The sequence below is a fragment of the Pseudomonas sp. NPDC087614 genome, assembly GCF_044743485.1.
Classification (GTDB): domain Bacteria; phylum Pseudomonadota; class Gammaproteobacteria; order Pseudomonadales; family Pseudomonadaceae; genus Aquipseudomonas; species Aquipseudomonas baetica_A.
The window spans coordinates 109119-123188 of record NZ_JBIUWN010000004.1 but is presented as its reverse complement, the minus strand read 5'-3'; the positions used below and the strand labels follow the sequence as shown (position 1 = coordinate 123188).

10 protein-coding genes are annotated in these 14070 nt (G+C 54.8%); 5 read left to right on the top strand and 5 right to left on the bottom strand.

The window, feature by feature from the left end:
* Positions 1 to 165 precede the first annotated feature (165 nt).
* The 4 genes from ACIOWA_RS02825 to ACIOWA_RS02810 form a co-directional block, all read right to left on the bottom strand.
* Positions 166 to 1071, bottom strand: a complete 906-nt coding sequence (locus tag ACIOWA_RS02825) for an AraC family transcriptional regulator (RefSeq protein ID WP_339464296.1) — start codon at positions 1069 to 1071, stop codon at positions 166 to 168.
* A gap of 90 nt (positions 1072 to 1161) precedes the next feature.
* Positions 1162 to 2055 (bottom strand): phospholipase, encoded by an 894-nt coding sequence (locus ACIOWA_RS02820; RefSeq protein WP_339464295.1) that lies wholly within the window; start codon positions 2053 to 2055, stop codon positions 1162 to 1164.
* A gap of 113 nt (positions 2056 to 2168) precedes the next feature.
* Positions 2169 to 3131: a phospholipase gene (locus ACIOWA_RS02815; RefSeq protein ID WP_401158059.1), complete on the bottom strand. Its 963-nt coding sequence runs from the start codon at positions 3129 to 3131 to the stop codon at positions 2169 to 2171.
* A 120-nt stretch (positions 3132 to 3251) separates the two neighbouring features.
* Positions 3252 to 4562, bottom strand: coding sequence for a glycosyltransferase (locus ACIOWA_RS02810; protein WP_401158057.1), 1311 nt, complete (start codon positions 4560 to 4562; stop codon positions 3252 to 3254).
* 293 nt (positions 4563 to 4855) lie between these two features.
* Here ACIOWA_RS02810 and ACIOWA_RS02805 point away from each other — a divergent pair, with 293 nt between their 5' ends.
* Entirely contained in the window at positions 4856 to 7189 is a 2334-nt protein-coding gene (locus ACIOWA_RS02805; protein WP_401158055.1) for a hypothetical protein, read from the top strand.
* A 99-nt stretch (positions 7190 to 7288) separates the two neighbouring features.
* On the opposite strand, the gene ACIOWA_RS02800 is transcribed toward ACIOWA_RS02805, so the two are convergent.
* Positions 7289 to 7651 (bottom strand): response regulator, encoded by a 363-nt coding sequence (locus ACIOWA_RS02800; protein ID WP_401158053.1) that lies wholly within the window; start codon positions 7649 to 7651, stop codon positions 7289 to 7291.
* A 264-nt stretch (positions 7652 to 7915) separates the two neighbouring features.
* Here ACIOWA_RS02800 and ACIOWA_RS02795 point away from each other — a divergent pair, with 264 nt between their 5' ends.
* From ACIOWA_RS02795 to ACIOWA_RS02780, 4 genes are read left to right on the top strand one after another with little or no spacing between them, the layout of a single operon-like run.
* The gene (locus ACIOWA_RS02795; protein ID WP_401158051.1) at positions 7916 to 11413 is read left to right on the top strand and encodes a response regulator; all 3498 of its coding nucleotides are present in this window, start codon (positions 7916 to 7918) and stop codon (positions 11411 to 11413) included.
* A complete protein-coding gene (locus ACIOWA_RS02790; RefSeq protein WP_339464288.1) occupies positions 11413 to 12246 on the top strand; it encodes a protein-glutamate O-methyltransferase CheR in 834 nt (277 codons plus the stop codon). Before ACIOWA_RS02795 ends, ACIOWA_RS02790 begins: the two co-directional genes overlap by 1 nt.
* The gene (locus tag ACIOWA_RS02785; protein WP_401158049.1) at positions 12243 to 12836 is read left to right on the top strand and encodes a chemotaxis protein CheB; all 594 of its coding nucleotides are present in this window, start codon (positions 12243 to 12245) and stop codon (positions 12834 to 12836) included. The genes ACIOWA_RS02790 and ACIOWA_RS02785 overlap by 4 nt, the downstream gene beginning before the upstream one ends.
* Positions 12830 to 14044, top strand: a complete 1215-nt coding sequence (locus ACIOWA_RS02780) for a hybrid sensor histidine kinase/response regulator (protein WP_339464285.1) — start codon at positions 12830 to 12832, stop codon at positions 14042 to 14044. Before ACIOWA_RS02785 ends, ACIOWA_RS02780 begins: the two co-directional genes overlap by 7 nt.
* Positions 14045 to 14070: the final 26 nt, after the last annotated feature.

Below are 14070 nucleotides of genomic sequence, written 5' to 3'. Positions count from 1 at the left end.
CAGCCTTCAATCGACGGACTGACAAATCATCCGTCGCACTCTGATCGATACTTTCTTGCACTGGGCTTTGGGGCGATTAACGCAGGGCAGGGGATTTCAGCGAAGGGAGGGTGTCGGATACGTACAGGTTGTGAGCCAAAAACAGAACAAAGCCTGTAGGAAGTGTCAGGTGTGGTTCTGTTCGGTCAGGCGCTGCACGGCGAGGCGTCGATAATGCGAGGGCGTCATGCCCTTGAGTTGCTGAAACCGCCGATTGAAGTTGGAAATGTTGTTGAAGCCCGACTCAAAACACACGTCAGTTACCGGTTTGTCGCCATCGGCCAGCAGTTCGCAGGACTTGCTGATGCGCAGGCGATTGACGAATTCGATGAAGTTGCGCCCGGTCGCCTGTTTGAACACACGGCTGAAATAGGTCGGCGTCATGCCCAGATGCTCGGCGACTTCCTCCAGTGAAATATCCCGGGCGTAGTGGCTGAAGATGTAATCAACAGCGCGGTTGGTGCGGTCGATGTTGTGCTCATCCGCCAATTGCGGCGTGGTGGCGCCGGACAACAACTGAAAATCATCGCTGGCGGCGAGCAATTCCATCAGGATGAAAAAGTGTCCGAGGCGGGTAATCCCCTGAGTGTCGGCGATCCGCTGCATCAGCGCCATGGCCTGACGGATCGTCCGTTTGCAGCGGAATTCGATGCCGTACTGAGCTCGCTCCAACAGCGGTGCCAGGGTTTTCAGTTCGGTGAACACCTGATGGCCGCTCTCGAACAACTCATCCGTGAAATTGACCAGCATGTCGCGCTTCTCGACCACTTCGTGTTCGGCCACCTGGCTGATCCAGTTGTGCGGCAGGTTGGGGCCGGTGAGAAACAGGGTTTCGGGATAGAAGTTGCCGATGTAGTCGCCAATGAACACCTTGCCTGAGCTGGCGACGATCAGGTGCAGTTCGTATTCCTTGTGGAAATGCCAACGCACCAGCGGGCAGGGGAAGCCGTGCTGGCGGTAGATGATGGACAACCCGTTGTGGTCATCCATCAACTCGTAAGAAGGGTCGGTCACGCGGGCGGTTCGGTTCATGGCCTGCTACTTTGTTGTTATCGCCTGCTGATCATGCCTCGTTCGACGTGTGATGTGCCAGTTCGCTCTGACCGCATGCTCTGACCGGGCTCAAGCGGGCTGTGCACGAAGTACCAGCGTCGACTTCTCGATGGCTTTTTCCAGATTGGCCATTTGACAAAAAGACACGATGTTCGAGTTTTTTATAAAGTCGAAGTTAATGATGTTGCACTTCTTCGCCCAGTCCGTTTGGGTGGGGTCAAACCAGGTGTCCAGTTCATTCAGAATTCGCTGCGGGCCACCGACTGTATAGCTCGTCGCAGACAGCGACCAGAGTCGCCACTGGGTCGGTGGGCTGTCTAAAACCTCTGTGATGTAACGGTGCAGGTCAGAAACAGTGACCAGCGACTGGCCAATCCATTTGTGTTGGATCTGTTCATGAAAGCGGTGGTCTCGAGTGTCCCAGCTCATGGGGGCCGCCACCAGGATCCTTTGCAGGGGGCTGATGTCTTTTAACTGACCTAGTGTCAAACCTGCGTTTTCCTGCACAATCATCCGCTCGCCCAGATGTTTCAGCATTAACTGTTTGAATTCTTCGTGATTGAATTCACTGCTGCCTCCCTTGAGTTCATGGAAGTCCAGAATGATGAATTCATTGGGACTTCTTTCCAAAAACGCCTGGACCGCGAGCATGAGATCGCCAAGGTTGCGATTGGAGCGATAGCCGTTGTGCTGAAAGCGAAACTTTTCCAGACCCTGGCCTTCTTTGTCATAAATCAATCGTGCGTCCAGCGCTCTGGCGCCACGATTGAGTTGCGAATAAAAAGAGATGTCCTGGCACGCGAGCCAGTTCTTTCCCGGGAACAAGGAGAAGGAAGCTTCCCAGTCACAGCCGGCATTATGGGCGCCGGGTAGTGTCAATTCACGCAGTGACAGATTGTCGATCTGCGGGGTTGCAGTTATCCATTGAGTCAGGGGTAAGTCGTTCGATTGGAAATCATTCATGTTGTACATCCGGCAGTATTAATAATGGTAGGTCGACGTTTCGACGTGCAGGATGTTTATAGTGGATGGCGTTTGATCAGCCAATGCTTGTTTGAATGCAAGTTATTTAACAGTTAGGGTGTTGGTAGATCTTCGTAGTTTGTTGGTTGTATTGTTTTGGCTTTTTCAACGGCTTTCTCGATATTGGCATTTTTGCAATGCGATACAATCCTGGCGTTTTCAATGAAATCAAAATTGATAATGTTGCATCTTTTAGCCCAGTCGGTGCTGGAAGGGTGAAACCAAGTGTCCAGATGGCCGAGAATGCGTTGTGGCCCGCCGAGCGTATAGCAAGTTGCGGAGAGCGACCAAAGCCATCGTTTGTCCGGGGGGTTGCTTAAAACCCGGTCGATGTAGCGGTGCAGGTCAGAAGCGTCGACAATGGATTGCCCGATCCACCGATGAATCACTGCATCATGAATCCGGTTATCGTCTGTACTTCCTGATACAGGCGCGGCCAGTAATATCCGTTGCCGCGGCGCACGTGCCTTCAATTGACCCAGGGTCAGATGCAGAGATTCCAATGGAATGAGTTGCTCGCCCAGCGTGCGCAGGATCACCTGTTTAAATTCGTCGTAATTGAACCCAGTTGCACCACTTTTCAGTTCATGAAAGTCCAGAATGATGAACTCGTCCGGATTTTTTTGAAGGAACTCCTTGACGTCACGAACAAGGTCGTCAAGCGTGCGGGAGGAACAATAGCCACCATGTTGGAATCTGAACCGTTCAATACCTCTCGCTTGGCTGTCATAAAATAATCGAAGGTCGAGTGCTCTGGCGCCACGATTCAGTTGGCCAGCAAAAGAGACATCCTGACATGCCAGCCAGTTCGCGCCAGGAAGTGGCCAGTTTACAGGGAGTAACTGACAGATCAGCCAGTTTGGACATTGGATCAGTTGATCGTAAGAGGCGTTGCAGTCACACCCGGAATTATGCGCGCCCGGTAATGTCAATTCGCGCAGTGACAAGTTGTCAATGCCCGGTGTTTTACTCATCCAGTCATGGCTGGAGAGTCTTTCAATGTATCCATTATTCATGTGGTGTGTCCTGCATGTGTTGATAGTTGTGCTATCTGAAATGACATGCAGGCTGTTTATAGGTATCAGGGTTTGATGGTGCAATCTCTATATTAATGCGAGTTGTGTGGTCGTGCGGATTCACGCGTTACGGGTCGGCTGGGTATCGCGGTTTTTTGCTTCAATCCACTGAGCCATATATTGAGTACTTTTATGAGCGTGATGGCGCAGCATGCTGCCAATAAAGTTTCGGGTCCTGCGTTCATGTAAGTGTTTTTGGCAATCACGCAGTTTTTCAATTAGCGCCGGCGCGTGTGTTGCCCGTTGGTAACGCTTGCCGAGCAGCGCGGCTCCGGCCAGGTGGGCTGCTTGCCAATCTGCCGGGCAGCGATAAAGCCGTACGGCGGCGTCGGCCAATTGCACTGCGCTGCGGGTGATCGCGCCCGGCCAGGGTTCCTCGTCATGCATGCCTTCCGCGCCAATGGGGGTGGTGACGCTGGGCGTGCCGCACAGCATGGCGTCCACCAGTTTTCCCTTGATGCCGGCGCCAAAACGCAGCGGTGCCAGACATACCCGTGCCGCTGACATGACCTGTAACGCGTCCTCCGCCCAGTTCATTATGTGAAAACCCTGCGCTGCATTGTGCAATGCCATGGCTTTAGGGGGCGTGTAGGCGCCATAGATGTGTAACTGCGCATCCGGCAGTTGTTGACGGATGAGTGGCCAGATCGTGGATTTCATCCAGAGTACGGCGTCCCAGTTAGGCGCATGACGAAAGTTACCGATGCTGAGAAAGTGCGCCCGAGCCTCAAACGCCTTCGGTTCAGTGGTGGGCAACTCCACCATCAATGGGCACCAATGCAGCAACTCGCGTGGTAATCCGAATTGTTTGACCAACAACTCGATTTCTACTTCGGAGATCATCAGATTCAGGTCGCAACGATACAGCGCCGCCACTTCCCGTTTGGCCAGATCGGTGGTGGCCATCAATTCGAATTCTTCGCGCAAGGCCGGCGCAAACAAAACGCTGAAGTCATCCTGATCGGCAGAGACTTTCAACCGCTCCTTGAGTCGCTGGTGACGGGCATGGCGCAAGCTTTGCAGATCTGACGTTTCCAGCACCCGCAGGGCGTCAGGACAGCATTTTTCGACGCGCCAGCCGAACTGCTCTTCCATCATGAACTGGTCGAACAGCACGATATCCGGACGCAGCTCGCTGATGAACATATCGAAGCTGCTGTTGTTCAGTTCGATCGACACTTCGCGGATGCCCAGCGCGCCAAGGTCGGCTTTATGTGCTCCGGGGCTGGCGGGGCTGCTGAAAGTGATGTCCCAACCTTGCTGCACAAAGGTGTCAAGGATCTGCATGACGTGCCCGCTTGCTGCCGAAGAACGGGGCTCGGGCCAGACGTAGCCGATGACCAGAACTTTGGTGACGGTGGGCTGAATCATGAGTGTGATCCTCGGCAGCAGACAGGTAGGCAAAAAAAGGGCGCAATTAAACCACAGAGGTGGCTGCTCGCGCCTGGCCTTCGAAGTAAAACATTCTTTGGTATCTTGTCCATAAGCGTTTGCCCATTGAACAGCGATGGAAGCTAACGTTTGTGTATTGCTCTCCGATCAGTGATGTAAAGATTGCTAATAACTATAGCTTATGTAACTTTGGGGGAGATTGGTAGTTTCTTGCTCGTCCACAGTAGTTAAGTAAGTGCAGTTCGCATTTTATGCTGTGCGGGGAGAAAAACATGAGTAAGCAGTTGCCAGGCATTTACGATGATGCCGACGATTCGTTGTTGTGGTTGCTGGATCCATTGGCAGATTTGGAAACCGTTTTGGCAGCACCCAGAACGGAAACGGTCAGCCTGGCCATGCCTGAGCAAGGTGTGGTTGATGGTGTTGATGTAAATAAATTGGCTGGAGAAATATTAGCGGGTTGTGCCGTCATCACGGATCCAGTGAGTTTTGATCCTGCCTACTTTATTCGTGAGTGCATTGATGAAGCCATAGTGAGTATTGTGTCCGATGAAGAGACGCGTGAGCGCATTCAATATGACAGCCGCATAGCGGTTAAATATTACGCGCTGGAGCCCCCCACGCGCAGCGACTCGCTGACGGGCACTAAAAAGCCTGTCGTCTGGGAAGAGAAAGAATTCACCTTGGCGGAGATATGTACGGATTATCACCTGCGGCAACTAAAAGGCTTTTACGGGAAAGAAGTAAAATGGCCAGACTATTATCCTTCCGAGTTGGTCGCTGTTTTCAATGACGCGGATTATCAGACTGACTTCAAACTCTATGTGAACGACCGGCTGCAAAATCCCGCTGTTAGCGCTTTCGGTAGGTTGTTAAAAAAAGCAGAGTTGAACAAGTTGGTTGTAGAGTTTATCAAGAGTGGTACGCGTGCCGTTGAAGATCAGATCGTCGCTTACGAATACCTCAAAGGCCTGATAAAACCGCGGCTTATCAACTTGCACAGCGATCCCGACTTGAGAGTCGATAACGCCGTGTTTATCGGTCGAGGGAATCTGGATCGAGGCGTGGTGTTCTTCCTCGGTGAAGACAGTGCAGCCTTCGAGTTTCCCGCCGGTCATGACGCAAGAGGCAAGTTCGTAGAGAGCAATGTTGATTTTCAGAAGCGCTTGTTAAAGCGCGTTGCTCTGCGTGACCAGCAAAAATCTTATGTCCATGATTTCAAGTATCGGGGGATGGAATTCCCCCTTTTTGCGACACGTCCAAACTATCGGGAGTTGGTGTTTCGATCCAGTTCGGATATAGGTCAGGATTTATTCGATCGCCAGATCAAACGGGGGCTGGCCGATATTGATACGCTGGTTTCGACACAGGCCGAACGCTGGACCGATTTTGCCCTGGAGGCTGCGGGATATCTTCTGCAGATTATTGCGTTTACCGCCTCTTTGCCTTACGGCGGGACGGGAGCGTTTGCTTCCGCTCCGATACGTATGTTGATTCCTTTCCTGGTGGGGCTCGGTAGTTCTGCGACGGACTTGATCCGCGCCGAAATATCGGATGACCCCTCTGAAGCAGAGCGCCTGAGGATCAGCGCGGCGATCGGCGTGTTGGCCGAACTGGCGGGGCCTATTGCTGAAAAGCTCGTCGGTAGAGCATTGTCGAAAGTCGCCAAGAAGGAAATCGGCAAGCGAGTTGTCCTGGCGCTCAAAAACAGCAATCGTCCCTCCGTTTTTCGCGGATCGGCTACGCGTCTTCGTCGACAGTTGGCGAGCACCACCGGAAAGGAAATCCCCGAGGCTGGCAAAGGTTTGCTAGTGGCCGGTTATCTGGATGAGCTGGCCTCAGGGCCAGGCGTGGCACAGACATTGGCGACCGATACTCAGGTTGTGCGCCTTTCTGGTCCGGAAAAGGGCTTCGTTTATCAGGGCTTCGTTTTCCGTGGTGATATGCGCGATCCGTCGATCATTTTCGAGAGGGGATTCAGTCAACGCGTTCGAATCAAACACCTTGACCAGGTCAATGGTTTGAAAGGCGGCTATGGCGGTGCCCACGACGCGCTCAGCCCCGACGGCGCGGGTATTTCCACTTCTGCTTTCTATAAAAAGGACGGTGCCGGCGCTTTTGTTTATGGCGGCCAGAAAGGTGGATACACCTATTTCATCGACGCACGGCAGATGGAAGGTTTTCATTTATATGCCAATACCGAACTTGCCTTTCGGCCGCATTCGGGCCTGAAGACTCTACCCCCTTTGGAAATCAATTATGCCGTCGATCTGCCGCCGGGCTTGATTCTGGGAGCTTACGATTCGCATGGAAAGTTCATTTCGAACCCCAAGGCAATCAACCGGGCGATTGCAGCAAGCGATGCCAGTCTGTTTGCAGGTGGGGGGCGAGAGGTGGGTCACAAATTCCTCGAGCCACTGGACGGTGAGGAATTGTTCTCCAATCTTGATTTCGGTAACGAATCGGTAAGCGCTCAGGAAAGTAGTGCGGCTGCTCAGCAGTCTGTCCGGGCGCCTGCACAACCGGCGCCAGGGAAGGTGAGTATCGATGACATCACCGCCTTCAGAGAGCGGCAAAAAGCCAAGCGCGATCGCACGAGTGGTTAAGACTTGAGCAATCAGAGGGCTCGTCCACTCTGGTACCCCGGATAAACGCGGCAGACAGGTTTCAAAGGTGTTCATGAAACCAAGCGACAGAGCCGGTTTTCAGCGTTCCAGAATGCCTTTGACCTTGTCCCTCAACTGGTCAATCGAAAAGGGTTTGCCAATGACTTGCATACCCGCCGTTACTTCGATGTTTTCCGCGTATCCACTTGCAAACAGGATTGGCAGAGCAGGCCGCAACAGGCGTGCTTGATTGGCCAGTTCACGACCATCCATACCCGGCAGGCCCACATCGGTCATCATCAATTCAATGTGTTGAGCCTCATCATTAAGAAGCTTCAGCGCCTGCTCGCCACCCTCCGCTTCCAGTACCTTGAAATCCAGTTCCTCCAGCACTTCGATGATCAGCATGCGCACGATGGCATCGTCTTCGACTACAAGGATGGTGGATGCGTTGGCGGACATAATAAAAGCTCTCAAGGGTGGGATTCAGGGGCGTCAGCCGATCAGATGTGATGGGCTCATGCATGAGTAAGTGGCGCATAGCCACAAGTTCCCGGATCGATACAAAAAAGATTAGCTGCATACGGGCGAGCAAGGATAACTGTTGGCGTGACGCTAGACGCGGGCATTTGTAGGAATTTGCTGCTCAAACAGTCAGAAAAATAGATCCACGTTGTCGTTTTGGGGCAAACTCTGTGATTTTCAACAGTTCGACAAGGCTGCCACATGTCCTCTCCGTCTTCGGTTGATGAGCAACGGTTCCGCAAACTCCTGAGTCGCAACGTCAGCCTGCCGCTGGGTGTTGGCGCGCTCAGTGCGGTGTTCTTCGTGTCGCTGATCACTTATCTGCTGTCGGTCATCCAGTGGGTCGAGCACACCGACCGTGTGATCAATAACGCCAACGAAGCGGTGAAGCTCACCGTGGACCTGGAAACCGGCATGCGCGGTTTCTTGCTCAGCGGTGATGAGCATTTCCTTGATCCCTACGAAACAGCCAAACCGCGAATCAACGTGGCGCTCGAAACCTTGCTTGAGTTGACTGCCGACAACCCGGTGCAGACTGATCGTTTGCGTCGTCTTCAGGCGTTGCAGACCGAGTGGGCAAACTATGCAAAATCGATGATCGATTTGCAGCGTTCCAGCGGTGACTATAAAGCGGCGGTCCAGGCCGGGCGCGGCAAGCGCCTGACCGACGAGATCCGCAAGCAGTTCGAAGACGTGATCGACATGGAGCAGCAGTTGCGTGCCTCGCGCAACGAAGACGTGCGCCACACCACGATCTGGAGCATTACCCTTTATCTGCTGTTTGTTGCCGGCATCAGCGGGCTACTGGCTTATATCGGTCGTCGTGATTTGCTCAATCTGTCCAACAGCTACAGCGCCAACCTCGCCGCGCAGCAAGCGAGTGCCAAGCGTCTGGAGCAGCAAGCATGGTTGCGCAACGGCCAGACCGAGTTGGCCGAGCAGGTGCTTGGGCAACTGACACTCAATCTATTGGGTCGCAATATCCTGCAGTTCTGCGCGCAATACCTGGGCACTGCCGTGGCGGCACTGTACGTGCGTGAGGAGCACGGCGGTTTGAAGCGCGTGGCAACTTACGGCTTCTCCCGCGAGCAGGAAGGGCAGGAACAGTCGATTTACAGCGGCGAAGGCATCGTGGGTCAGGTGGCGCAGCAAGCGCGACTGATACGCCTCGATTCGGTACCCGCCGATTACTTCAAAGTCAGTTCTGGTCTGGGTGAAGGCCTGCCACATAGCGTGCTTGTGGTGCCAACCAGTGACGATGAACGGGTCAACGGCGTGATCGAGTTGGGCTTTTTGCGTCCACTCACCGATCGTGATATCGAATTGCTGGAGCTGATTGCCGGCAATATTGGCACGTCCATCGAAGCCGCACGCTACCGTCAACGTTTGCAGGAAGTGCTGGCCGAAACCCAGCAGCTCAACGAAGAGTTGCAGGTGCAACAGGAAGAGTTGAAAACCGCCAACGAAGAGCTGGAAGAGCAGTCACGGATCCTCAAGGAATCCCAGGCGCATCTTGAAACCCAGCAAGTGGAGCTTGAGCAGACCAACGAGCAGCTCGCTGAACAGGCACACGCTCTGGCCGAGCAGCGTGATGCCATGGATCTGAAGAACACCGAATTGAATCAGGCTCAGGTGCAACTCGAAGAGCGCGCCGAAGAGTTGCAGCGTTCGAGCAAGTACAAGTCCGAGTTCCTCGCCAACATGTCCCACGAACTGCGCACGCCGTTGAACAGTTCGTTAATCCTGGCCAAATTGCTCGCAGAAAACCCACAGGACAATCTCAGTGCCGAACAGGTCAAGTTTGCCGAGTCGATCTACTCTGCCGGCAATGACTTGCTCAACCTGATCAACGACATCCTCGATATCTCCAAGGTCGAGGCCGGAAAGCTTGAAGTGATTGCGGAAAACACCAGCGTGGCGCGTCTGGCCGACGGCCTGCGCAGCGTGTTCGAACCCATGGCGGCAGATAAGCGACTGACGTTCAGCGTCGATCTGCTCCCGGATGCGCCGACGTTGTTGTTTACTGACCGCCAGCGTTTGGAACAGGTGATCAAGAACCTACTGTCCAACGCCTTGAAGTTCACCGAACAGGGCGCTGTCAGCCTGACCATCAGCGGTCAACCCAACGATCACATTGCCTTCATCGTGCGTGATTCGGGTATCGGTATTGCGGCGGATCAGCAGGAAAGTATTTTCGAGGCGTTCCGTCAGGCTGATGGCACCACCAACCGCAAGTACGGCGGCACCGGTCTGGGCTTGTCGATTTCCCGGGATCTGGCGACGCTGCTGGGCGGCTCGATCAGCGTCAGCAGCGTGCCGGGGCAGGGCAGTGTCTTCACACTGGTATTGCCGCAGCAATACAACGAGTTCAGTGAAGTCTCGACCGAGCTTCTGACGTTCACGCCGCCGCCACAGACATCGACGGCGGCATTGGCGCCTGCGGTGGTGGTATCGCCCATGGCTGCGCAGCCTATCCCGCGTTTTGCCGATGACCGCAATAACGCGCCATTCGCCACCCGCTGCATTCTGGTGGTGGAAGATGAACCGAACTTTGCGCACATCCTCTACGACCTGGCCCACGAACTCGGCTACCAGTGCCTTGTAGCCCATGGCGCGGATGAAGGTTATGACCTGGCCAAAGAGTTCGTGCCGGACGCGATCTTGCTGGACATGCGTCTGCCCGACCATTCCGGGCTGACGGTGCTACAGCGCCTGAAAGAACACGCCGAAACCCGGCACATCCCGGTGCATGTGATTTCGGTCGAAGATCGTGTCGAAGCGGCGATGCACATGGGCGCCATCGGCTATGCGGTCAAACCGACCACCCGTGAAGAACTCAAGGATGTGTTTGCCCGTCTCGAAGCCAAACTGACCCAGAAGGTCAAACGCGTGCTGCTGGTCGAAGACGACGATTTGCAGCGTGAAAGCATCGCTCGGCTGATCGGTGATGACGATATTGAAATCACCGCTGTCGGTCTGGCGCAGGACGCGCTGGAGCTGTTGCGCACGACGATCTTCGACTGCATGGTCATCGACCTTAAGCTGCCGGACATGCTCGGCAACGACCTGCTCAAGCGCATGTCCACCGAGGATATCTGCTCGTTTCCGCCCGTCATCGTCTATACCGGGCGCAACCTGACCCGCGACGAAGAAGCCGATCTGCGCAAGTACTCGCGCTCGATCATCATCAAGGGCGCGCGCTCGCCGGAACGCTTGCTCGATGAGGTGACACTCTTTCTGCACAAAGTCGAATCGCAGTTGTCCCATGAACGGCAGAAGATGCTCAAGACGGCGCGCAGCCGCGACAAGGTCTTCGAGGGACGCAAAGTGCTGCTGGTGGACGACGATGTGCGCAACATTTTCGCCCTGACCAGTGCGCTGGAGACAAAAGGTGCAGTCGTGGTGATCGGTCGTAACGGTCGCGAAGCGATTGAGAGGCTGAATGAAGTCGAGGACATCGACCTGGTGCTGATGGACGTGATGATGCCGGAAATGGATGGTTTCGAAGCCACCATTGAAATTCGCAAGAATCCGCGCTGGCGTAAACTGCCGATCATTGCGGTGACGGCCAAAGCCATGAAGGACGATCAGGAACGCTGCCTGCAGGCGGGCGCCAACGATTATCTGGCCAAGCCCATCGACCTGGATCGCTTGTTCTCGTTGATTCGCGTGTGGTTACCGAAGATGGAAAGGATTTAGTGGAACGCGAGAATTCAGTGCATCGAAATAGCGAAATCGAATTACGGTTGTTGATTGAGGCGATCTACCTCAAGTACAGCTATGATTTTCGCGACTATTCAGGCGCTTCGATCAAGCGCCGGGTACAACACGCGTTGAGCCAGTTCGAATGCGCAACGATTTCGGCATTGCAGGAAAAAGTCCTGCACGACCCGACCGCGTTCATGCAACTGCTGCAATTGCTCACTATTCCGGTCAGCGAGATGTTTCGCGATCCGTCGCACTTCCTGGCGATTCGCCAGGAAGTGGTGCCACTGCTGAGGACCTATCCGTCGATCAAGATATGGATCGCCGGATGCAGTACGGGCGAGGAGGTCTATTCGATGGCGATTTTGCTGCGCGAAGAGGGCCTGCTGGATCGGACGATCATTTACGCCACCGATATCAATCCGCGCTCGCTGGACAAGGCCAAGCAGGGGATTTTCTCGATGGAGAACGTCCGTGCGTACACGGCCAACTATCAACAGGCCGGTGGCCAGCGATCATTCGCCGACTATTACACGGCCGCTTATGGCTACGCGATTTTCGACAAAAGCCTGTGCGAGAACGTGACGTTTGCCGATCACAGCCTGGCCACTGACAGTGTGTTCTCCGAAACCCAACTGATCTCCTGCCGCAACGTGCTGATCTACTTCAACAAGAAACTCCAGGATCGGGCGTTCGGACTGTTCCATGAATCACTTTGTCATCGCGGGTTTCTGGTGTTGGGCAGCAAGGAGACGCTGGACTTTTCCAATTATGCGAACAAGTTCGAAGCGCTGGTCAAACAAGAACGGATCTACCGCAAATCATGAGCGACGCCGTGACATTACCTCGAATCGAGGCCATTGTGATCGGTGCTTCCGCCGGTGGCGTGGAGGCATTGCTGGCCTTGCTGGGGCCATTGCGAGCGGGGTTTGTGCTGCCGATTATCGTCGTGTTGCACTTGCCGCAAGAGCGCCGCAGCCAGTTGGCTGAAGTCTTCTCCCGACGTCTCGGCATGCCGGTACAAGAGGCCTGTGACAAACAGAGCATTGCTGGCGGCACCGTGTATTTCGCCACGCCGGGCTATCACCTGTCGGTGGAACAGGATCGAAGCCTGTCTTTGAGCCTTGAAGAGCGCGTGCATTATTCCCGGCCCTCGATCGATTACCTCTTTGAATCCGCGGCCGACGTCTACGGGCCGGCACTGGCTGCGGTGTTGCTGACCGGCGCCAATCACGATGGCGCGCGCGGACTGGCGCAGGTCAAACGTCTTGGCGGGCTGACCATCGTCCAGGACCCCGCTGACGCGCAGGTCGCCACCATGCCTCAAGCTGCACTGAACGTTCTGCAGCCGGATCATGTCCTACCCATTCACGGCATCGGCCGTCTGCTAGTCGAGCTGGAACGAATCGCATGCTGAGTAATATTCAAGCCAAACTGCTGATCGTCGACGATCTGCCCGAGAATCTGCTGGCCCTCGAAGCGCTGATCAAGCGCGAAGACCGCACGGTCTACAAGGCGCTCTCGGCTGACGAAGCGCTGTCGCTGTTGTTGCAGCATGAGTTCGCGATGGCCATTCTCGACGTGCAGATGCCGGGCATGAATGGCTTCGAACTGGCCGAGTTGATGCGTGGTACCGAGAAAACCAAGAACATCCCGATCATTTTTGTCAGCGCTGCCGGCCGTGAACTGAACTATGCGTTCAAAGGCTACGAAAGCGGGGCGGTGGATTTTCTGCACAAGCCGCTGGATATCCACGCGGTGAAGAGCAAGGTCAACGTTTTCGTCGACCTGTATCGCCAGAGCAAGGCCATGAAGCAACAGGTCGAAGCGCTGGAGCAGGCCCGCCGCGAGCAGGAAGCGCTGCTGCAAAAACTGCAGAGCACCCAATCGGAACTTGAGCAAGCGGTGCGGATGCGTGATGACTTCATGTCAATCGTCGCCCACGAAGTGCGCACGCCGCTCAACGGCCTGATACTCGAAACCCAGTTACGCAAGATGCACCTGGCGCGCGATAACGCCGCCGCGTTCGCACTCGACAAGATGCACGCCATGGTCGACCGCGACGAGCGGCAGATCAAAAGCCTGATCCGGCTGATCGAAGACATGCTCGACGTGTCGCGTATTCGTACCGGCAAGCTGTCGATCCGGCCGAACCGTTTTGATCTGGTGCAACTGGTCAGCCACCTGCTGCAAAATTTCGCGCAGCAGATTGAAGCAGCGGAAACCGAGGTGTCTTTCACCGCGTCAGAGCCGGTAGAAGGCAGTTGGGACGAGTTCCGAATCGAGCAAGTGATTTCGAACCTGATGACAAACGCTTTGCGTTATGGGGGCCGAAGTCCGATTCAGGTGCGGGTTTACCGTGAGGGTGACGAGGCGAGGGTCGAAGTTCAGGACCATGGAATCGGTATCAGCGAGGAGAACCAGAAGCGTATCTTTCAACAATTCGAACGGGTTAGCGCCAAGACGGTAGTGGCCGGGCTCGGATTGGGTTTGTTCATTTCCGAGCAGATCGTCGCCGCCCATGGCGGTTCCATCGTCGTCGAGAGTCAAATCAACGAGGGCGCCCTGTTTCGCGTTTGTCTGCCGATCGAGGAAAACGGCAAACCCGACGCAACCTCTGAGTGACCGCACGGTCGTATCAGCAGCTATTG